Source organism: Dehalococcoidia bacterium (assembly GCA_030018455.1).
Classification (GTDB): Bacteria; Chloroflexota; Dehalococcoidia; order DSTF01; family JALHUB01; genus JASEFU01.
In genome coordinates, this window is sequence record JASEFU010000008.1 from 62948 (window position 1) to 82693 (window position 19746).

At 66.7% G+C, this 19746-nt stretch carries 19 protein-coding genes; 9 read left to right on the forward strand and 10 right to left on the reverse strand.

Features of this window, described 5'->3' with window-relative positions; translation table 11 throughout:
• Positions 1-2: 2 nt before the first annotated feature.
• From QME71_09535 to QME71_09565, 7 genes are all read right to left on the reverse strand, one after another.
• Positions 3-3176 (reverse strand): efflux RND transporter permease subunit, encoded by a 3174-nt coding sequence (locus QME71_09535; protein MDI6858539.1) that lies wholly within the window; start codon positions 3174-3176, stop codon positions 3-5.
• A gap of 130 nt (positions 3177-3306) precedes the next feature.
• On the reverse strand, positions 3307-3783 hold the full coding sequence (locus QME71_09540) for a PaaI family thioesterase (protein ID MDI6858540.1): 477 nt from the start codon (positions 3781-3783) through the stop codon (positions 3307-3309).
• 63 nt (positions 3784-3846) lie between these two features.
• Positions 3847-5313 carry an NAD(P)-dependent oxidoreductase gene (locus QME71_09545; GenBank protein MDI6858541.1) on the reverse strand — a complete coding sequence of 489 codons (1467 nt, stop codon included), beginning with the start codon at positions 5311-5313 and terminating at the stop codon, positions 3847-3849.
• Positions 5314-5436: 123 nt separating this feature from the next.
• Entirely contained in the window at positions 5437-6309 is an 873-nt protein-coding gene (locus tag QME71_09550) for a metal ABC transporter permease (protein ID MDI6858542.1), read from the reverse strand.
• Complete coding sequence (locus tag QME71_09555) at positions 6302-7105, reverse strand: metal ABC transporter ATP-binding protein (protein ID MDI6858543.1); 804 nt, start codon at positions 7103-7105, stop codon at positions 6302-6304. The genes QME71_09550 and QME71_09555 overlap by 8 nt, the downstream gene beginning before the upstream one ends.
• Positions 7102-8013: a metal ABC transporter substrate-binding protein gene (locus QME71_09560; protein ID MDI6858544.1), complete on the reverse strand. Its 912-nt coding sequence runs from the start codon at positions 8011-8013 to the stop codon at positions 7102-7104. Before QME71_09560 ends, QME71_09555 begins: the two co-directional genes overlap by 4 nt.
• Positions 8010-8435, reverse strand: a complete 426-nt coding sequence (locus QME71_09565) for a Fur family transcriptional regulator (GenBank protein MDI6858545.1) — start codon at positions 8433-8435, stop codon at positions 8010-8012. The genes QME71_09560 and QME71_09565 overlap by 4 nt, the downstream gene beginning before the upstream one ends.
• 148 nt (positions 8436-8583) lie before the next feature.
• Between QME71_09565 and QME71_09570 the strand changes: the two genes are divergently transcribed.
• From QME71_09570 to QME71_09580, 3 genes are read left to right on the forward strand one after another with little or no spacing between them, the layout of a single operon-like run.
• Positions 8584-9507 (forward strand): alpha/beta fold hydrolase, encoded by a 924-nt coding sequence (locus tag QME71_09570; GenBank protein ID MDI6858546.1) that lies wholly within the window; start codon positions 8584-8586, stop codon positions 9505-9507.
• Between the two features lie 17 nt (positions 9508-9524).
• Positions 9525-10274: a thioredoxin domain-containing protein gene (locus QME71_09575; GenBank protein ID MDI6858547.1), complete on the forward strand. Its 750-nt coding sequence runs from the start codon at positions 9525-9527 to the stop codon at positions 10272-10274.
• The gene (locus QME71_09580; protein MDI6858548.1) at positions 10271-10771 is read left to right on the forward strand and encodes a vitamin K epoxide reductase family protein; all 501 of its coding nucleotides are present in this window, start codon (positions 10271-10273) and stop codon (positions 10769-10771) included. Before QME71_09575 ends, QME71_09580 begins: the two co-directional genes overlap by 4 nt.
• A 3-nt stretch (positions 10772-10774) precedes the next feature.
• Here QME71_09580 and QME71_09585 read toward each other — a convergent pair whose 3' ends face one another.
• On the reverse strand, positions 10775-11338 hold the full coding sequence (locus tag QME71_09585) for an HDIG domain-containing protein (protein ID MDI6858549.1): 564 nt from the start codon (positions 11336-11338) through the stop codon (positions 10775-10777).
• A 329-nt stretch (positions 11339-11667) separates the two neighbouring features.
• Between QME71_09585 and QME71_09590 the strand changes: the two genes are divergently transcribed.
• The 5 genes from QME71_09590 (at position 11668) to QME71_09610 (ending at position 16612) form a co-directional block, all read left to right on the forward strand.
• Complete coding sequence (locus QME71_09590; protein MDI6858550.1) at positions 11668-12861, forward strand: radical SAM protein; 1194 nt, start codon at positions 11668-11670, stop codon at positions 12859-12861.
• A 112-nt stretch (positions 12862-12973) separates the two neighbouring features.
• Positions 12974-13339 carry a spore germination protein GerW family protein gene (locus QME71_09595; protein ID MDI6858551.1) on the forward strand — a complete coding sequence of 122 codons (366 nt, stop codon included), beginning with the start codon at positions 12974-12976 and terminating at the stop codon, positions 13337-13339.
• Positions 13340-13387: 48 nt separating this feature from the next.
• Positions 13388-14209, forward strand: coding sequence for a transketolase (locus QME71_09600; GenBank protein ID MDI6858552.1), 822 nt, complete (start codon positions 13388-13390; stop codon positions 14207-14209).
• Positions 14206-15120, forward strand: coding sequence for a transketolase C-terminal domain-containing protein (locus QME71_09605; protein MDI6858553.1), 915 nt, complete (start codon positions 14206-14208; stop codon positions 15118-15120). The genes QME71_09600 and QME71_09605 overlap by 4 nt, the downstream gene beginning before the upstream one ends.
• Before the next feature lie 247 nt (positions 15121-15367).
• Entirely contained in the window at positions 15368-16612 is a 1245-nt protein-coding gene (locus QME71_09610; GenBank protein ID MDI6858554.1) for an aminotransferase class III-fold pyridoxal phosphate-dependent enzyme, read from the forward strand.
• Here QME71_09610 and QME71_09615 read toward each other — a convergent pair.
• A complete protein-coding gene (locus tag QME71_09615) occupies positions 16609-18036 on the reverse strand; it encodes an amidase (protein MDI6858555.1) in 1428 nt (475 codons plus the stop codon). The two genes, QME71_09610 and QME71_09615, sit on opposite strands and share 4 nt — an antisense overlap.
• Positions 18037-18182: 146 nt before the next feature.
• Between QME71_09615 and QME71_09620 the strand changes: the two genes are divergently transcribed.
• Positions 18183-18938, forward strand: a complete 756-nt coding sequence (locus QME71_09620) for an alpha/beta hydrolase (protein ID MDI6858556.1) — start codon at positions 18183-18185, stop codon at positions 18936-18938.
• 148 nt (positions 18939-19086) lie between these two features.
• On the opposite strand, the gene QME71_09625 is transcribed toward QME71_09620, so the two are convergent.
• On the reverse strand, positions 19087-19746 hold the full coding sequence (locus tag QME71_09625; GenBank protein MDI6858557.1) for a hypothetical protein: 660 nt from the start codon (positions 19744-19746) through the stop codon (positions 19087-19089).

Below are 19746 nucleotides of genomic sequence, written 5' to 3' on the forward strand. Positions count from 1 at the left end.
CGTTATCGCTCCTCTTTCTCGCGCGGACGCGGTAGGCGTCGGAAGCGCGCCGAAACCGGCTCTTCGGGCCGCTCTTCTGGTTTCTCTGTGCGGGGCTCCTCGCGCTTGCCTATCTCCGCCGGCCGCGTGGCTACGGGCTTCATCCTCATCTTCCCCCTCAGGTCCATAACGATACTGTACACCACGGGCACGACCAGAAGGGTCAGGAACGTGGAGGTGAACAGTCCGCCGATGACTACCGTCGCGAGCTCCGCCGCCACAAGCGCCCCCTGATGGAAGCCCATCGCCAGGGGCACCAGCGCCAGCATGGTGGCGAGGGCGGTCATCAGTATCGGGCGCAGGCGTGTCCGGCCGCCCTGAATGAGAGCGTCGCGCGGCTCCGACCCTTCCTGCACCAGGCGCCGCACCAGGTCCATCAACACGATGGCGTTCGTCACCACGATGCCGACGAGCATGAGGATGCCGATCAGGGCCGAAAGGCTGAGTGTGCGGTCCGTGATGTAGAGGGCGAAGAACGCGCCTATCGTCGCCAGCGGCAGCGAGAAGAGGATGACGAACGGCTCCAGCAACGAGCCGAAGAACAGCACCATCACGATGTAGACCAGCACAATCGCCAGTCCGATGCCGACGTACATGGAGTTGAAGCTCTCTTCTATCTGGCTGAGCACGCCCCCGACCTGGACCTCCACGCTCTCCGGCAAATCGAGGGCCTCAATGTCGTCTTTCACTTTATTCGCCGCCGCTGCCGTGTCCTTCGCCACGATGTCGCCCGTCACGGTCACCGCCGGCCGCTCGTCTACGCGCGTGATCTGCGCTGGTCTCTGCACGAGCTCAACGTCAGCCACGGAATCGAGAGGGACGCCGTTGCTACCCACCGGTAATTGACGCAGGTTTTCGAGATCGGCAAGGTTTTCTGCCGCGATCGTCAGGACCACGTCGGCCGAACGGTCATTATCGATGGGCGCCTGCGCCACCGTCTGCCCGATGAGCAGGTCACGCATGTAGGCCGCTATCTCCTGCGGGCTGAGCCCGGCGAGGAATGCCGCGTTCGCGTCCACCTGGATGCCGATCTCCGGCCTCTCCCGCGCCACGTCGCTGACCACGTTCTCCACGCCCTCGACCGCGGCCGCGGCCTCCGTTATCATCGGGCCCGCTTCCCGCAGCGCGTCCTCCTGCTCGCTCCAAGCCGTCACCTGCAGCCGCGACAGCGTCGACGTCTGTATATCGGAGACTGATATGAGACTGTTCGTCTCGATCTGCTTCACCTCTTCGCGAACGCGGTCCGCCAGATCGCCGGCGTCGACTCCCTCTTCCGGCCGCACGAACATGTGGGCGGAACTGAAGCCGCGTCCCGCCAGGGCGGCGCCCAACGTTGCCAGGCTCTGCGTCTGGCCGCCTACCACCGTCTCGTACGTTTCGATGCCGGGCGTCTGTGCCAGCACCTCCTCCACCTTCTCCGCCTCAGTCAGGACGGCGTCGATGTCGGAGCCGGCAGGCGCGATGACGGTGATATCGAAAACGTTCTCCATCACCTGCGGAAGCAGGCTCACGGGTATCGTGCGGAGAAGGAACAGGCTGACGAGGAACAGCGCGGCGGCTGAGCCGAGGGTGATGATGCGGTGCCGCAGCGACCAGCGGAGAATGGGGGTGTAGATTCTCTGTAGCCACGTTTCTTCGCTTTCCTTCGCCGCTCCCCGCCCAACGAGAACGCGCGCGAGGCCCGGCACGACCATGAGCGCGACCGCCAGTGATGCGAGCAGGGCAAAGGAGACGGTGAAGCCGAACGGCTGGAACACCTCGCCGACAAGCCCGCCGATCAGGCCCAGCGGCACGAAGACGGCCACCGTCGTCAGCGTTGACGAGGTGATCGCCGACGCCACCTCGCGCGGCGCCGAACGCACCGCGCTCCCGATCTTCTCGCCCTCCTCGTGGACGTGCCGGTAGATGTTTTCCAGCACAACGATGCTGTCATCAATTACGCGCCCGATGGCAATCGTCAGGCCGCCGAGGGTGAAGATGTTAAGGGTGAAATCGAGCCAGTACATGAGCAGCACCGCCACCACCACCGACAGCGGTATCGAGATGGCGGTCACAAAGGTGCTGCGAATGCTGAGCAGGAAGAGGAAGACGACGAGCACGGCGAAGAGCGCGCCCCATCCGCCCTCGCGCAGCATCCCTGCAATCGACCGCTCGATCTGGACCGACTGATCGTAGACGATAATCAGTTCCGCTTCGTCGCCAATCTCGCCTCGCAGCCGGTCGACGGTCGACTGGATGTCGTTGGCCACCCGCACTGTGTTCGCTTCCGGCGACTTGCTGATCGAGATGGCGATGCTCGGCCGGCCGTTCGTGCGGGCGGCGCCCTGCGTGGGAGAGCGTCCCAGGGTAACCTCTGCCACCTCCGAAAGCCGCACGGGCCCTTCCGCGCCGTTGGCGACGACCAGCCCCTGCAACTGCTCCAGCGATTCCGTGGCGCTGTAGGTGCGGACAGGGACGGTGATGTCATCGCTTGTCACAGAACCGGAGGGCACGGCAACGTTGGCAGCCCGGACTGCATTCGCTATCGTCTGGGTCGATACGTTGAGTTCGCGCAGTTTCGCGGGGTCGAGTCTGACGTTGACCTGCGGGACGGCGCCCCCTATCAGCTCGACGCGCAGAACGCCGTCGATGGCGCTCAACTCCGGCACGACCTCTTCCCGCGCTATGCGCTCAAGCTCCTCCACGGGGAGGTCGCCGCCCAGGCTTAACTGGATCACGGGGATAAGCTGCGGGTTTATGCGGGTGATGCTCGGCTGGGAAGCGGCGGCGGGCAGGCCGGCGCCGCGCAGCCGCGTCGCCAGCGTCTCCTCTCGCTGCCGCATGTCGGTGCCGTAGCCGAATTCGAGCAACAGTATGGAGAGCCCCTCCGAAGAGACGGTCTGCATGCGCTTGAGACCCTCCAGCGTTCCCGCCGCCCTCTCCATCGGCCGCGTGACGTCGTCGACGACCTCCTGTGGTCCGGCGCCGGGATATGTCGTGACGACAGTCATGGCCGGGAATTCGACGTCGGGCAGGAGTTCGATCTTGATCTGCGTCGCGGCGTAGAGGCCGCCGGCGAAAAGGGCAGCCACGACGACCGCCATGATGACGGCGCGGCGCAGAGCCAGCTCGATCAGCCAGTTCAGGAGCGAAAGCAACTGTTGCCCCTCTCCGATCGGGTCTCCGCCGATTTCCGCGGATCCCAACACGTCATGATAACCCAACGACCAAGCGCAGACTAGGGAACTTGTCGGAGGGAGTGATTGAGGGGGCGGCGCGCGGGCGTGGTCAAGTGCCGCCGGCGCGCTGGTAGTCCTCCGCGGTCGACCGGCGGAAGTAGATCTCCGCCAGCTCCTCACGCCGCTCGCCCGATACGCGCATAAACAGGGCGTCGGCCTCCGCCAGCACCTTACCCTCTGGCGTTCTCACCTCCGCCTTCACGACCAGCCAGCGGCGGCGGTCCCTCTCGATGAGAGCGCTGACGGTTACGGGCTTCAGCAGCGGCACAGGCTCCCGGAAGCGGACGTTCATCTTCCCTGTCACCGCCCAGGCGCCGCGAAACGCGATGCACCAGCCCATCGCTTCGTCAAGAAGGGTGGCCACCAGCCCGCCGTGCATGTGCCCGGGGTAGCCCTGATGCTCGTGCTGGGGGGTGAAGTCGGCAACGGCGCGCTCGCCGTCCCATCGAAAAGTCAGGCGCAGCCCCTGCGGGTTCAGCCCGCCGCAGCCGAAGCAATAACGGGCCTCGCGGTCTCGCTCGTCCATCCGGTCTTCTGAAAGCATCATGCCGGAACGACGCAAGAATTCGCCCCGGACGCGGGCGGACGATCAGAGCTCCTTCAGGTAGCTATCGATGCCCGACACCGCGCGCTTGGCCGCCGCAATCGCCGTAACAACGAGGTCGGCGCCGTGGACACAATCGCCGGCCGCGAACAGGCCGCGACGGCTCGTCGCCCCCGTCTCCGCATCGGCGATTATCTGCCCCCATTTGTCGGTCTGCAGGCCGGAGCAGCTTTCCGCAACCCGCGGGTCCATCCCGAAGCCGATGGCAAAAACGACGTTGTCGGCGTCGACCATGAACTTGGCGTCGGGCACGGGCACGGGCCGTCGGCGTCCGCTCTCGTCCGGCTCGCCCAGCTCCATCTGCTGGCACTCCAGCTTGCGGACGTGGCGGTTCTCGTCGCCGATGATGCGCAGGGGCGCTGCCAGGAAGTGGAACTTGACCCCCTCGTCGCGGGCGTTGATGCGTTCCGCCGCGCGGCCCGGCATCTCCGCCTCCGTGCGCCGGTACACGCATGTCACCTCTTCCGCGCCCAGCCGCACGGCGCTGCGCACGCAGTCCATAGCGGTGTCGCCGCCGCCGATGACGGCCACCCGCCTTCCGATCTTGACCGGCTCCCTCTTATCGGGAGGAAGCCTTTCGGGGGGCACGTTGGAACGGACGAGGAAGTCCATCGCCCAGAAGACGCCGTCCATCTCCTTGCCGGGCATGGTGTAGGAGCCGTCCGCGCCCTCGCCGGGGATATCGAGTTCCGTCTCCTTCGTCGCCCCGTGTCCGAGGAACACGGCCTGGAACCCCTGCTTGAAGAGGTCGTCGACCGTCAGATCCTTGCCGACGATCGTGTTTTGCACGAACTCGACACCCAAACGCTTAAGGAAATCGACTTTCTCGTCGACGATGCCCTTGTTCATCTTGAAGCTGGGAATGCCGTAAAGGAGCAGGCCGCCCGGCAGCGGCCACGCGTCGAAGATCGTGGAGGCGTGCCCGGCTCTTGCCAGGTACTCGGAGGCCGCCAGGCCGGCGGGGCCGGCGCCGACGATCGCCACGCGCTTGCCGGACGAGGGCAGCATCTCGGGCATGGGGAAACCCTGGGTCTTGCGCTGGTAATCGGCCACGAACGCCTCGAGGCGCCCGATGGAGACCGGCTGCCGGTTCTTGCCCACGACGCACTTGCCCTGGCAGAGGCGTTCCTGCGGGCAGAGCCTGCCGCAGGCCTCCGACATGGGGCTTGTCTCGCGGAACTTGTTCGCCGCGCCGATGACGTCGCCCTGCTCGAGAAGGGCGAAGGCGGCGGGAATGTCGTTGTGCAGGGGGCAGCCGTTATTCACGCACTGTTTTGCGGGGCACTGAAGGCAGCGGCTCGCTTCCCGCTTGGCGGTCTCGAGATCGAGTGGGAGATATATCTCCTCCCAGTCGCGGATGCGCTCGGCGGGCGGCCGCTTCGGCATCTCCTGAGGTGGTATCTGGAGGCGCGCCTTGCGGTCGACCTCCGTCCCTGACTTGGTCCCCTCCATGTTGCTCCTTCCCGACGAATCGAGGCTTTGTCTTCAGCTTATCCGAGGCGCGTTGTCAGGGCAAGCCGAAAGCGTGTGTCTGCCGGCGCGTGGGACACCGATAAGCGGATGGCGTGCGCGCGCCTAGTGGTGGTGCTCCGGCGGCGGCCACGCCAGGTGACGCGGCACCAGCAGCCCCCGCCGCGGCGAAAACAGCATCGCCAGGATGAATATCGCCGTCGCCACCAGCACGATGCTCGCCCCTGACGCTACGGACGCGTAGTAGGACACGTAGAGACCGACAACGGACGAGGCCATTGCCAGCAGCGCCCCCACGATCATCATCTGGTGGACGCGCCGCACCAGCAAAGTGGCCGTCGCCGCCGGCGTGACCAGCATCGCCACCACCAGCACGATCCCCACCGCCTTCAGCGCCACCACTGCCGTCACCGCTATCAGCGCCAGCAGCCCGTAGTGCACGAGCGTCACGGGCACGCCGGAAGCGGCGGCCATGTCCGGATCGTAGGCGTAAAACAGAAGCTCCTTGTAGAAAGCGACGACGAGGCCGATCACGCCCGCCGCCATAGCCGCGATTAGAATCAGATCGGAGCGGCCGACACCGAGCACGCTCCCGAAGACAAAGCTGAACAGATCAACCGCGTAGTTGCTCTGATGGCTGACGATGACGATTCCGAGGGCAAACGCACCCACGAACAGGATGCCGATCGCGGTGTCGAAGTTGAGGCGCGCCCGCCGTCCGACGAAACCGATCGCCAGCGCCGTCGCGACCGCCGCAATCACTGCCCCCAGGTAGATGCTGCCGCCGAAAACAAACGAGACAGCCACCCCCGCAAACGAGGCATGCGCCAGCGCATCGCCGATGAACGCCAGCCCCTTGAGCACGACAAACGCGCCGATGACCGCGCTCACGACGCTCACCATGAGCACCGCGAAGAGCGCGCGCTGCATGAACGCGTACTGGAACGGGTCGCTCAGCCAGCCCCAGATCTCACTCATGGTGATGCTCCACGTAGACCGACTGCTCCATCGGCAGGAGGATGAGGTGGCTCTGAAACGCCTCGTTCAGGTTCTCTTGCGTGAACACCTCCGACGGATTGCCGTACGCCACCTTGCGCCGGTTCAGAAGGAGCGCGCGATCGAAGCAACACGTGACGCAGGAAATGTCGTGCGTCGCTACGATGAGGGTCTTCCCCTCATCTCGCAGCGACTCGAATAGCGCGACCAGCTCGTGCTGGATTGACGGGTCGAGTCCCGCCATCGGCTCGTCGAGGAGGAAGACCTGGGGCTCTTGCGCCAGCGCGCGCGCCACAAGCATCCGCCGCTGCTGCCCGCCCGACAGCTCGCCGATTTGCCGCTTCGCCATCTCCGAAAGCTGCACCCGCTCCAGCGCGAGCTCTACAACCTTGCGGTCGTTCGGACCCGGTTGCCGCAGAGGCCCGAGTCGCCCGTAGCGGCCCATCATCACGACGTCATGTACCGTGACCGGGAACTGCCAGTCGACCGCTTCCATTTGCGGCGCATAGCCGATCAGGTTTCGGGCCGCTGCCGGCTCCTTCCCCATGATGCGGACGCTTCCCCGCCAGGGACGCATCACCCCCAGCATGACTTTTATGAGCGTCGATTTCCCCGAACCGTTCGCGCCCACGAGGCCGACGATTGTCGACCGCGGCACCTCGAAACCGACGTCTTCGAGCGCGACGCGGCCGTCGTAGCCCGCCCATACGCCTTCCGCCCTGATGGCCGTCTGGTCGTCGCCTTCCTGTTCCGGACTCTTCGATGCGAATAGCTTCATGGCCCCCTCAACCCCTGCACGATCTCCTGCGCGTCAAAGCGCATCATCTCGATGTAGCTGCTCACCCTGCCGCCGAACGAGCCTGTGAGCAACGTCCTCACCTGCACGTCCGTATCTCTCGCCACCGCTTCCAGGATTGTGCCCGCGAACTGGGGCTCGATGAAGACGACCGGAACGCCCTCTGCGCCTATTCGGTCAGCGAGATGCGCCAGCTCCTGCGGGCTCGGCTCCCTGCCCGGCGACTCGACGACGACGCCGACGACCTCCAGCCCGTAGCGCTCGGCAAAGTAGGGGAAAGCGTCGTGGAAAGTGACGAGCTTGCGCCGGTCAGGCGGTATTGACTCGATGGCGGCCGAGATCTCCTGATCGAGGGCGGACAGCTCCGCGATGTAAGCCTCCGCGTTTGCCCGGTAGACCTCTGCCGATTGCGGGTCCACCTCTGTGAGGGCGTCGCGGACGCTCTCGACATAATGGATCGCGTATCGCACGTTCAGCCACAGATGCGGGTTGCCGAACTGGTGCTCGTCGCCGCTCTCGTCGATTACCGGCAGCCCTGCCGCCATTTCTATCACCGGGACGCCGCCGCTAACGTTGTTTTCGATGACGTCGCGCAGAGTCTCCTCCAGCCCCAATCCGTTCAGCACCACGAGATCGGCGTTCGCAATTTCCGCTACTTGCGAGGGGACAGGCTCGTACGTGTGGGGGTCGGCGTCCCCGGGCACGAGCGACGTTACTTTCACGCGGTCGCCACCAACCTCCTGAACGAAATCGCCGAAAAGCTGGAGGCTCGTGACCACGCGGACCCTGCCGTCCTCTCCGCCGGCCTCGCCTCTGCACGAGACGAGCGCGAAGACGGCGAGCAGCGCGGCCGGGACTGCCGCCGCGAGTTGCCGCGACACGAGCCTCACCCGTCGCTCCCGGGCGCAGCGCCCTCCGCCGCCTGGCAGGCCGGACAGCGGCCGTACATCTCCAGGCGGTGGCCGTTGATCTCGTAGTCGGTGCGCCGGCTCAACTCAAGGGACAGCGGCCCGAGGTCGCACTCCACGAAGTCCTGCACGTCGCCGCACTCGACGCAGATGAGGTGGTGATGGTGCGCCTCGCGGCGGCTCAACCGGTAGCGGACGGAGCCGTCCTCCAGCAGAACGCGGCAGAGGAGCCCCTGCTCGAGCAGCAACTTGACGGTCCGGAATACCGTCGCGCGCCCGACCGCGGGCAAACGCCGCGCCAGCCCGTCGATGGTGAAATGATCGTCCGACTCGGCAAGCGCCCGCAGCACGCGTCGGCGGCTCTTCGTGACGCGCTGCCCGCCCAGTCTCAACTTCTCGGCCAATTCTTTGTCGGGCTTAGTGATACCTTGTATCATTTACTCCATCTAATCACCGCCGCCTGATTCTGTCAACAGGCGCCGGGGATGTTATACTCTAATCTCGCGGAAGGGACGGTTTTCGCCGCCGCAGGAACGGCCCGCGGAGCCCGCAATGTCGAAGAGGAGACGGCTGTTCTTTCTCGCCGCTCTCGGCGCCATAGGCACCGCCTGGAGCTACTCCAAGCGTGCGCTGCAGCGCTGGGAGAACGTCGAGCTCGACGAAGTGGAGAAGCCCGGCCGCATGGCGCCCGTCGGCGGCGTCGACATGCACTACGTCGAGGCCGGCTCGGGGCCCGTTCTCCTGTTACTGCACGGCCTCGGCGCCTCCACCTTCAGCTTCCGCCGTCTGCTTCCCCTCCTCGCGCCTCACATGCGCGCCGTCGCCATCGATCTCAAGGGCTTCGGTTTCTCCGAACGCCCGCCCGACGGCGACTACTCGCTGAGCGCGCACGCCCGCGCGGTTCGCGACTTCATGGATGTGATGGGCATCGAGAAGGCTTCGGTCCTGGGGCATTCGCTGGGCGGCGCCGTCGCCATGCACGTGGCGACCGCTTTTCCGGAGCGCGTCGAGCGCCTCATACTGGTGTCGAGCGCGAGCCAGAGCGAGGTCGGCAGGGGGGTATTCGGCGCCCGCTTCCTCCGGCTTTTTCTTCCTCTCGTGGCGATGCTCACGCTCCAGAACCGGCGCTTCCGCTCGCTCTCGCTTCGCAGCGCTCTGTACGACCCCGCCTCGCTTACTGATGAGGTGATGGAAGGTTACATCCGGCCCACGCGCATTCGCGGTCACCTTCACGCCCTCGGCGAGCTCATGGTCGATCGCGCAAAAGACCCTCGCATCGACCCTTCCGCTATCCGCCAGCCAACGCTTATCATTTGGGGTAGCGGCGATCGCTGGCTTCCACCCTCGAATGGGCGGCGGCTAGAGCGGCAGATACCGGATGCGCGCATGGTCGTGGTCGACAGGGCCGGCCACCTGGTTCCCGAGGAGCAGCCGGAAGCGACCGCTGAAGCGATAATCGATTTCCTAAAGAGGTGAGAGGGGTCGGCGGCAAGATGGAGAGAAAGAAAGCGCTGAGAAACAAACCGAAACGGCGGAGGCGCCGTTCGCTCCTGCCGATCCTCATTGTGGGCGGCGCTGCGATAGCCGCCGTCCTCGCCTTCATCCTCCTGACGTCGGGTGGCGAGGGGGGAGGGGGGCCGGCGATCATCCCCACGCCAGGCTCTACTCGTGTCGCGGCGCAGACCGGCACCGTCCTGGGGGAGGAAACCGCCCCCGTTACCGTCGTCGAGTACTTCAGCTTCACGTGCCCGCACTGCGGCAATTTCGCCCTTCACACGGCGCCCCTGATCGAAAAGGACTACGTGGAGACCGGGCGCGTCAAGTTCGAGTTGCACGCGTTGGCGGCGAAAGGGCCATCCCTCGACGCCGCCGCTGGCGCGCTCTGCGCCGCCGACCAGGGACGCTACTGGGACTATCATGATGTCCTCTTTGCCAACTACGACGCCGCGGGCTCGGACGCCTATGCCGCGGACAGGCTGAAGGAGTACGCTGCGGGACTCGGGCTGGATGCCGCATCGTTCAACGCTTGTCTGGATTCGGGCCAGTACGAGACTGCGGTGCTCGACGACACGAAGCGGGTGGTGGACGTGGGAATAACGGCTACGCCCAACTTCTTCATAGGGCTGACGAAAGACATGAAGGACTCCGCTCCTCCTTTCCCCGGCGCGAGAAACATCGTCGGCGCGCAGCAATACGACGTCTTCAAGGTCGCGATTGAGGACGCGCTGGGGAAGGTGCCGTGAGTGGAGCGGACGTCGGCGCGGGGGCAAAGCAGGGGCGAGAAAGGACGCTGCGGGCAGCGACCGATTGGTGGGGGCCGCCGGGCGTTATCGCAGCGCTTTCCCTGATCGGGATCGGCGTCGCCGGCTACCTCACGTACACCCACTGGCTCGAGGAATCTGTGGCGTGCGCCGGCTACAGCGGCTGCGACGCGGTTGCCGAGAGCGAGTACGCGCGTGTCTCCGGCGTGCCCGTGGCCTTCCTCGGTGTGCTGGGGTATGCGGCGATCATGCTGACGACCCTGGTGTGGCTGCGCGTGGGCGACCGCTTCGGGGAGACGCCGCCGCTCCTGGTCTGGGGCATGGCGCTGGCGGGGACCACCTACTCCGCCTACCTCACGTATCTGGAGTTTTTCGTTATCGAGGCGGTCTGCATCTGGTGCCTCGCCTCGGCCGCTGTAATGGTCGGCATCCTGCTCGTGGCGACGGTTGCGGTGGTGAGGGCCCGCCGCCAGCTCTGAAGCTCACGATGTCCCGCGCAGGCCCAGCTCGTCAGCGACCCCTTTCAGCGCCTGGATGACCTCGCCGATGTGCTCCTCGAGCGGTACCCCCAGGGCTTCCGCGCCCTTCACGATGTCGTCGCGGTTGACGGCGCGCGCGAACGCCTTGTCCTTCATCTTCTTGCGCACTGACTTCGGTTCGACGTCGAGCACACTTTTGTTGGGCCGGACAAGCGCCACGGCGATGACGAAGCCCGTGAGTTCGTCGACCGCGTAGAGCGTCTTCTTCATCAGCGTGTCGCGGGGGAGGCCGAGGTGGTCGGCGTGGCTGAGGACGCCGTCGATGATCTCTTCCGACACGCCCCGCTGGCGCAGTATCGTCGCCCCTTCCTGCGGGTGCTTATCGAGGGTGGGGTGTATCTCGTAGTCGAAGTCGTGCAGGAGGCCGACGACGCGCCACTTCTCCTCGTCCTCGCCGAACTTTCGGGCGTAGTGTCCCATCGCCGCCTCCACGGCGAGGGCGTGCTTGAGCAGGCTCTCGTTCTTGGTGAACTCGGTTAGCAGTTGCCAGGCGTCTTCTCGCGTCATCGCTTTCTCCCTCTTCGATAGCCGGTCGCGCCATTGTAGGAAGAGGCGCGCGCTGCGGTCAAATCGATCGACTTCCTTTCCCCGGCAAGGTCGGGACTTGTGCTCGACCCGCGCCCGGCGCGCTCTCGCGGCGTCGGCGTTGGTCGCCGAAACATTAGCGTGGTTCTTCCCACCCTCCCACCCACAAGCGTTCTTGGGAACTCCAGGGGGGCACCCCCTGGAACCCCCGTCAGAGGGGGCCAGCCCCCTCTGAACTCCCCCGGGAACCGGGGCAATCCTGCCGTGGCTTGACGAACACACGTTCGTTTGCTACCATGAGGGCGAAGCGCATGGACACGCCGGAAAAGCTGCAGCTCCTCGGCAGCGGCTCGTTCGTCATCGGCGACCGCGACGCTTGCGGCGCCCTCCGCGTCCCGCCCGAACGCGTGCAGGCGCGCGCCATCCCCGGCATTTATCGCGCCGCCGTACCCGGAAAGGGGCGCATCGCCCTCCTGCGCGTCCTCATGACCAACGTCTGTCAGTTCGACTGCCGCTACTGCGCCATCAACTGCCACCGCGACCTCGAACGCGGCGCCTTCCAGCCCGAGGAGCTTGCCCGCCTGTTCATGGACCTCTACCGGCAACGCCGTGTCGAGGGGCTTTTCCTCACGTCCGGCGTCGGCGGCGACCCCGAGAAGGTGCAGGCGCGCATGCTCGACGCCGTGTCCATCCTGCGCCGGAAGGAGGGATTCCGCGGCTACGTCCACCTCAAGATCATGCCCGGCGTCCGCCCCGAGTACATCGAGTGGGCCGCCGGTCTCGCCGACCGGCTGTCGATCAACCTGGAGGCGCCTTCCCGCGAGCGGCTCGCCCTCATCGCGCCCCGGAAAGCGGCCGCTTCCGACGCCCTGGCGGCGATGGAGGCGGTGCGCCTCATCAAGGACCGGACACCCTCGCTCCTCACGGGCGGCCAAACGACGCAGCTCGTCGTCGGCGCGGCGGGCGAGTCCGACCGTGAGATACTGGAGCGCTCGAACCACCTGTACGGCCACATGAAGCTGCGCCGCGTCTACTACAGCGGCTACCATCCCGTCTGCGGCGAGGAGCTTGCGCCGCCGGCACCGCCCGCGCGCGAGCACCGCCTCTATCAGGCCGACTGGCTGCTGCGTCAGTACCCGATACCCTTCGACGAGATGCTGTTCGACGATCACGGCAACCTGCCGCTGGGCGCCGACCCGAAGCTCGTCTGGGCGATGCGCCACCCGGAGCGCTTCCCGGTCGAGGTGAACCGCGCGTCCTACCGCGAGCTGTTGCAGGTGCCGGGGATCGGGCCGCTGGGCGCGAAGCGTATCGTCGAGCTGCGACGGGGGCGGGCGTTCCGCGAGCCGTCGGAGCTGCAGGCGATAGGGGTTGTGACGAAGCGGGCGCGACACTTCCTGCTGCTGGACGGTCGCTACTTTGGCGGCCGCGACGTTATGCACACGCAGCTCCGCCTCCTCGACGAAATCGATCGACCTGAAGCGGTCGCGGTTCCCACAATGTAGGGGAGGCTTCAGCCCTCGACATCCGAACGCACACAAGTCTCGTCCTCTGGCGGCGCGTGGTACCATGAGTGTGTGGGGTGAAAGCGCTGACGTCGCGAAAGGAGGCCCGACAATGCAGGAATCCGCGTCCGTGGGACAGAACATTCTCTCCGGACTCGTCGAACGGCTCAAGCAGAGCGCCCACATTGAGGCCGCGGTCGGCGAGCCCAAGACCGTCGGCGACAGGACGGTCGTCCCCATCGGCGTCGTCCTCTACGGGTTTGGCGCAGGCGCAGGCGCCGGCGGCTCCGAGCGCCAGGACAGGGGTGGCGGCGGTGGCGGCGGCGGGGGCTACGTCCGCGTCCAGCCCATCGCCCTCATGGAGATAACTTCCGCCGGCAGCCGCCTGCTGCCCGTCATCAACTGGACGCAGATCGCCCGCAGCGTCATCATGTTCGCCGGCATCTGGATGATTATTCGCGCTCTCAAAGGACGCTGACACGCGGGCTAGCGACACGGGCGGCGTGGTGGTATTCTTCAGCCGATCATGCTGGAGAAGCCGCCGATAAGCGATCTGCAACAAGAGGCGCTGGATATCCGACGGCACGTCATCGGGCTGGCGGCCGAGCACCTGTGCCACGTCGGCGGCGCCCTCTCCGCGGCCGACATCCTCGCCGCGCTCTACTTCCGCGTCATGCGAATCGATCCCGCCGCTCCCGCTTCACCCGACCGCGACTACCTCATCCTCAGTAAGGGACACGGCGTCCTCGCCCTGTACGCCGCCCTCGCCGGGCGCGGCCTCTTCCCGGTCGAGACACTCGCCTCCTTCGAGCAGACGGGCAGCATGTTCGCCGGGCACCCGACGCTCAAAGTTCCGGGCGTCGAGGTCGCGACCGGATCGCTCGGCCACGGTTTGCCGGTAGGCGTGGGCATTGCCCTCGCCCTCAAGACGGACGGCGACCCCAACCGCGTGTTCGTGCTCATGGGCGATGGCGAGCTTCAGGAAGGCTCGGTGTGGGAGGCGGCCATGGCGGCGCCGCGCCTGCGACTCGATAACCTGGTGGCGATAGTGGACCGCAACCGCTTCCAGGCGTTCGGCGCCGTCGAAGAGATCATGCCGCTGGAGCCGCTCGCCGATAAGTGGCGCAGTTTCCGCTGGGACGTTGTCGAGGTCGACGGCCACGATATGTCGCGGGTGGTCGAGGCGCTGGAGCGGTCTCCGGCGAAGGACGTTCCGCGGGTGATAATCGCTTCGACGGTCAAGGGTAAGGGCGCGCCCTGCATCGAGGACACGCCGCGCGCGCACTTCACAAAACTGACCCCGGAAGAGGCCGAGGAGGCGCTGCGCGCCCTGGGGGTAACGGCGTGAGCATCCAGGACAACGTCAAGTCGTTCTTCGAAGTGCTGCTCGAGCTGGGCGAGGCCGATCCGAACGTCTTCGTCATTAGCCAGGACATGGGCAGCGTCGGGCCGTTCGCGCAACGCTTCCCCGACCGCGCAATCGACGTGGGCATCACGGAGCAGAACCTCGTAGGCGTAGCCGCCGGCCTGGCGATCCGGGGGAAACTGCCGTTCATCTACGGCATGGCGCCTTTCGTCACCATGCGCGCCTTCGAACAGATACGCACCGATCTCGCCTACAACGGACGCAACGTCAAGATCCTCGCCGTCTTCACCGGGCTGGCCGCCGGCGCCTGGGGCGCGACGCACCACGCCCTCGAAGACATCGCCCTTATGCGCGCCATCCCCGGCATGACCGTCATCGCCCCCGCCGACATGCACGAGACGGAGCGCGCGGTCCGCGCCGCCGCCGCGCATCCGGGGCCGGTCTACCTGCGGCTCGGCGCCTTCCTCCCCGTGCACGAGCAGGAGTACGACTTCGAGATCGGCCGCGCGATAACCCTGCGCAAAGGGACGGACGCGGCGATAATCGCCACCGGCAACATGGTCTGGGCGGCGCTCCAGGCCCGCGAGAGCCTGCAGCAACGGGGTGTCGCCGCCCGCGTCATCGATATGCACACCGTGAAGCCGCTCGACGCCGAGGCCGTCCGAAAAGCGGCCGCGGAGACGGGGCGCCTCGTGACCGCGGAGGAGCACAGCGTGATCGGCGGGCTCGGATCGGCGGTGGCGGAGGTGCTGGCGGAGACGGGGGCCGGCAGGCTGGCGCGCGTGGGTGTGCGTGATGTCTTCTGCACGGAGGTGGCGAGCTATCCCGAACTTTGCGCCATGCACGGCGTGACTGCGGAAGGGATAGAGCGGGCCATCCTCTCGCTCCTCTGACGGCTTGGAGTGGGATGCCGAACGGACAGCCGCAGCGTCTTCGCCGGGGCAACGTGGGCCCTAGTCGCCGTAACATGAGCGCTCTTTGACCCACCTGCCTACCGGCAGGCAGGCCCGCCCGCAGGCGTCTTAAAGGATCTTGGGGGACACGCACTCTGTACACCCCCGCGAACGCCTTGATACTTGGGCCGCGCGCGAATATGATCCGCCTATAGCCGGCCGCTTCACTCGGAAAGGAGACACCTCTATGGCTCCTGACGCACTCTACTCGTTCGAACGCAGCGACGCCCTCTTTGAGCGCGCGCAAAAAGTGGTACCCGGCGGCATATACGGACACCAGAGCCCGCGGCTGCTAACGCTCGGCTCATACCCCAGCTTCCTCGCGCGCGGCGATGGCTGCCGCATCTGGGACGTCGACGGGAACGAGTACATCGACTTCATGTGCTCGTACGGGCCCATCGTTCTCGGTCACCGTCACCCGAAGGTGGAAGCGGCCGCGCGCGCGCAGCAGGAGAAGGCCGACTGCCAGAACCTGCCCTCCGAGGCGTGGGTCGAGCTCGCCGAGCTGCTCGTCGGCATCACCCCCTGGGCGGCGTGGGCCGTCTTCGCCAAGAACGGCTCCGACGTCACCACGTGGTCGCTCGCCCTGGCCCGCGCTTACACCGGCAAGGACAAGATAATCATGGCCCGCGACGCCTACCACGGCGTCGGCGCCTGGTGCACGCCGGGGAAGGCCGGCATCACCGCCAACGAGAAAGCCGACATCCTCTGTTTCGAGTGGAACGACCTCGAAGACCTGCGACGCGTCGTCGACGAGAACCGGGGCGAGATCGCGGGCATAATCCTCACGCCCTTCCGCCATGAAGCCTTCCACGACTCCGTCATGCCCGCGCCCGGCTTTCTCCAGAGCGTGCGCCGCCTCTGCGACCAGGAGCACCTGATCTTCATCCTCGACGACGTGCGCGCCGGCTTCCGGCTCGACCTAGCGGGCTCCGGCGAGTACTTCGGCGTCGAGCCCGACATCACCTGCTACTGCAAGGCGATCGCCAACGGCTACCCGGTTGCCGCCGGGCTCGGTCGCGAAGAGCTCCGCGACTTCGCGCAGGCGGTCTTCTTCACGGGCTCCTTCTGGACCGCCGCCGTGCCGATGGCCGCCGCGAAGGCGACAATCGAGACCCTCCGCGACGAGGGCGGCATTCAGCAGATGGACGCCATGGGCCGGCGCTTCTGGGAGGGGCTCGATCAGCAGGCGCGGTCGTTGGGACTGAAGATAACGCTGTCGGGCCCACCGTCGATCCCGTTCATGTCGTTCAAGGAGGACGAGGCCTTCGAGCGCAACCGGCTGTTTTGCGGCGAGGCAGCGAAGCGGGGCGTTTTCCTGCACCCGCACCACAACTGGTTCATGATGGCGGCGCACACGGAGAAAGACATTGACGAGGCGCTGGTGGCGACCGAGGCCGCGTTCAAGGTGGTGAAGCAGCAATTCGGCTAGCCACGGCGCGACGGAATGTCGCGGGGCCAGCGGTCGTTCCAGGGACGCTCGCACTCGTACGCGTACGCTGCTTGCAGCACCAGGTCGTCGCGGTGACGCGGTCCCACGATCTGCAGTCCTGCCGGCAGCCCCGCGTCCGTGAAGCCCGCGCGCACCGTCGCCGCCGGATGCCCCGTCAGGTTGAAGGGGCACGTGAACGCCACCATGTCCAGCGGCGTTTCCAGCGGCCGGCCGTCGATCTCCTGCGGCATATCGCCGCGCGCCCCGAACGCCTCCGTGGGCAGCGTCGGCGTCAGCAGCAGGTCGTAGCGGTCGAACAGGCGCCACAGCAGGTTCACCAGCTCCGCTCGCACCTTCTGCGCCGCCCCGTACTGCGCGGGCGTCAGCTTCCCGATCTGCTCGATCCCCCTCAGGAAGCCGCGCCCGAACTCCTCGCGGTGCGCCTCCAGTTTCTCGACGATCTCCGCGTATACCTCGCCGCCCGATATCGCCGCCCAGGCGACGCAGCTCTGCGGGAAGACTTCCGGAACCTCTTCGACTTCGTGGCCCAGCCGCTGGAAGACGCCGACGGCCTGCTTCACCTCGCGCATCACGTCCGGCTGCACCTTCGCGTAGCCGAGCGTCGGGCTCCAGCCGATGCGCAACTTCGACGGCAGCCGCTCCAGCGTCTCGACGTACGACAGGCCGGGGTGCGGCAGCGAGTCGGGGTCCGCGGGATGCGGCCCGACCACGGCGTCGAGGTAGAGGGCGGCGTCGCGTACGGTGCGCGTCAGCGGCCCGTAGCAGACGGTATCGCTCCAGGTCAGCATGGTGAAGGGGCCGCGCGGGACCCGGCCGTAGTGAGGCTTGATGCCGAAGCAGCCGACGTAGCACGCCGGTATGCGGACCGAGCCCCCGCCGTCGGAGCCGGTGGCGATCGGCACTATGCCGGAGGCGATCGCCGCCGACGAGCCGCCGCTGGAGCCGCCGGGCGTCCGCGTGAGGTCCCACGGGTTGAGCGTGGCCCCGAACAACAGGTTGCGCGTGAACGCCGTCGAGCCAAACTCGGGCGCGTTCGTCTTCCCCACGACGATGGCGCCCGCCGCCCGCAGCCGCTCGACCTGGACGGAGTCGCGCTCGGGACGGTTCTCCTTGAACGGCACCGACCCGAAGGTGGTGGCAAAGCCCGCGACGTCTTCGAGGTCCTTCACCCCGAGGGGCAGGCCGGCCAGGGGCCCCGGGTCGCGCCCGCGGGCGATGCCGTCGGCCATGGCCTTCGCTTCCGCGAGCGCCCGCTCGCCGTCGACAGCGACGAACGCGTTGATGACGGGATTGACCTGCTCGATGCGCGCCAGGCACGCTTCCATCAGCTCGACAGGCGATAGCTCCCGCGAGCGGACGCGTCGGGCCAGCTCGTACGCGGGCGTGAACCAGAGCTCGGACATAGCGCACCTCCCCGGAGCGAGACGGATACCACGGACCGCCTGCATGATAGCCCAACTTGCGCTATAGTGGGCAATCATTAAGGGACTCAGCCGGCGCCGCGTCCTTCAGGGCGCGGTGTGGGGAGACGACAGAATAGGGGGATGCTATGCCTTTCTTCGACTCGAATGGGGTGAAGATCCACTACGAGGTCGCCGGCGAGGGGCCGCCGATCATGCTCGTGCACGGCTTCGCCAGCAGCCTGAACGGTAACTGGGTGATAACCGGCTGGGTGAAGCGCCTGGTCGACGCTGGAAGGAAGACCATCGCCCTCGATTGCCGCGGCCACGGCGAAAGCGATAAGCCGCACGAGCCGGGCGCCTACAGCGGCGAATCGATGAGCGGCGACGTCGTCAACCTGATGGACCACCTGGCGATTGAGAAGGCCGATCTTTTCGGCTACTCAATGGGCGGCTGGATATCGATGGAGCTGATGACGCGTCACCCGCAGCGCTTCCGGCGCGTCGTGCTCGGCGGCGTGGGCAGCGTCTCGCGCGGCGCCACCGAGTCGTCGGCCATCGCGTCTGCCCTTTCCGCCGACGATGCCTCTGCCGTGAGTCATCCCGTGGGGCAGCGGTTTCGCGAGTTCGCTGAGTCGCAGGGGAACGACCTCAAGGCGCTCGCCGCCTGCGTCAGCCGGCCGCGCTCGCCGCTGGACGCCGAAATGCTGGGCAAGGTGCGCTTGCCGGTGCTGGTCGCCGTGGGGGAGAAGGACGATCTTGTGGGGCGGGCCGACGCCCTCGTGGCCGCGATCCCGGGTGCCCGCTTCGTCTCAATTCCCGACCGCGATCACCTGACGGTTGTGCCCGACCCCCGCTTCAAGGAAGCGATCCTCAGCTTCCTGGCCGAGGAGCCGTTCGCCTAACGAACCGCTGCAAAACCCTACTGCTGCAAAGATCCTGGCCGATCAGGGTGGCTGCGCCTGCTTCACTACTGCATGCACCGAAGATGGCTGCCGCACCGTTGTTCATACGGTTCTGAGGGCCGTCATCTCCCCAATGAAGCTGAGGGTTTCAACCCTCAGAATAGTTCACACCCCCTGGGCTTGAGAAGACCGCCTCGACGGACGACGGGTCTGAAACGGATAACACGAGGGGGCTGCCCGTCAGCCGCGGGGTTGCCGACCATTCCGAGCCGCTCCACGTCACCAGCCGCCTGTCGGTGAGCACGACCGCCGCCTCGTCGCCGAGAAGGCCGCGATAGGCCTCCTGCAACGCGGCGGCATCGTACGGGTACTCGTATTCGCCCCCGGGGTGGCTGACGCCGCCGTACGACGGCTGCGAGCGACCCCGTAGCCGCGCCTCCTCCGCGTCGACCTCACTCCGCATGGGCAGTATGCGGTAGTCTTCCTTCGCAACGTCGCGCACGCGGGCCCACGCAATCGCGTTCGCGGCTGTCGCCACGATGCGCCGCACCTCGGTCTGCGGCCGCCCGGCCAGCGCCGCCACGATGTCGCCCATCACCACTGCTTGCCGTCCCAGCGCCTCGGACAGGCGCCCGGCGAGCCTTTCGACGTCCAGCCCGCGCGCGTCGCCGTCGATGTAGATGCGGACGGCATCGCCCTGCGCCGTTTTCGCTGCCTTCGCTGCCTCCTGGAGCTCCTTTGCCGGCACCTTCGGCAGATAGACCGGCCGCGTTGAGAGGGGGTTGGAGCGTGTTGGTCTTACCGGCAT

Bases quoted from the DNA above. Each gene is read 5' to 3' on its own strand.
- QME71_09600 (MDI6858552.1), top strand. From the start codon at position 13,388: ATGCTGGAGAAGCCGCCGATAAGCGATCTGCAACAAGAGGCGCTGGAT.
- QME71_09595 (MDI6858551.1), top strand. From the start codon at position 12,974: ATGCAGGAATCCGCGTCCGTGGGACAGAACATTCTCTCCGGACTCGTC.
- QME71_09615 (MDI6858555.1), bottom strand. From the start codon at position 18,036: ATGTCCGAGCTCTGGTTCACGCCCGCGTACGAGCTGGCCCGACGCGTC.
- QME71_09625 (MDI6858557.1), bottom strand. From the start codon at position 19,746: ATGCCGGTAAGACCAACACGCTCCAACCCCCTCTCAACGCGGCCGGTC.
- QME71_09550 (MDI6858542.1), bottom strand. From the start codon at position 6,309: ATGAGTGAGATCTGGGGCTGGCTGAGCGACCCGTTCCAGTACGCGTTC.
- QME71_09570 (MDI6858546.1), top strand. From the start codon at position 8,584: ATGTCGAAGAGGAGACGGCTGTTCTTTCTCGCCGCTCTCGGCGCCATA.
- QME71_09545 (MDI6858541.1), bottom strand. From the start codon at position 5,313: ATGGAGGGGACCAAGTCAGGGACGGAGGTCGACCGCAAGGCGCGCCTC.
- QME71_09540 (MDI6858540.1), bottom strand. From the start codon at position 3,783: ATGGACGAGCGAGACCGCGAGGCCCGTTATTGCTTCGGCTGCGGCGGG.
- QME71_09590 (MDI6858550.1), top strand. From the start codon at position 11,668: ATGGACACGCCGGAAAAGCTGCAGCTCCTCGGCAGCGGCTCGTTCGTC.
- QME71_09555 (MDI6858543.1), bottom strand. From the start codon at position 7,105: ATGAAGCTATTCGCATCGAAGAGTCCGGAACAGGAAGGCGACGACCAG.
- QME71_09585 (MDI6858549.1), bottom strand. From the start codon at position 11,338: ATGACGCGAGAAGACGCCTGGCAACTGCTAACCGAGTTCACCAAGAAC.
- QME71_09620 (MDI6858556.1), top strand. From the start codon at position 18,183: ATGCCTTTCTTCGACTCGAATGGGGTGAAGATCCACTACGAGGTCGCC.
- QME71_09610 (MDI6858554.1), top strand. From the start codon at position 15,368: ATGGCTCCTGACGCACTCTACTCGTTCGAACGCAGCGACGCCCTCTTT.
- QME71_09575 (MDI6858547.1), top strand. From the start codon at position 9,525: ATGGAGAGAAAGAAAGCGCTGAGAAACAAACCGAAACGGCGGAGGCGC.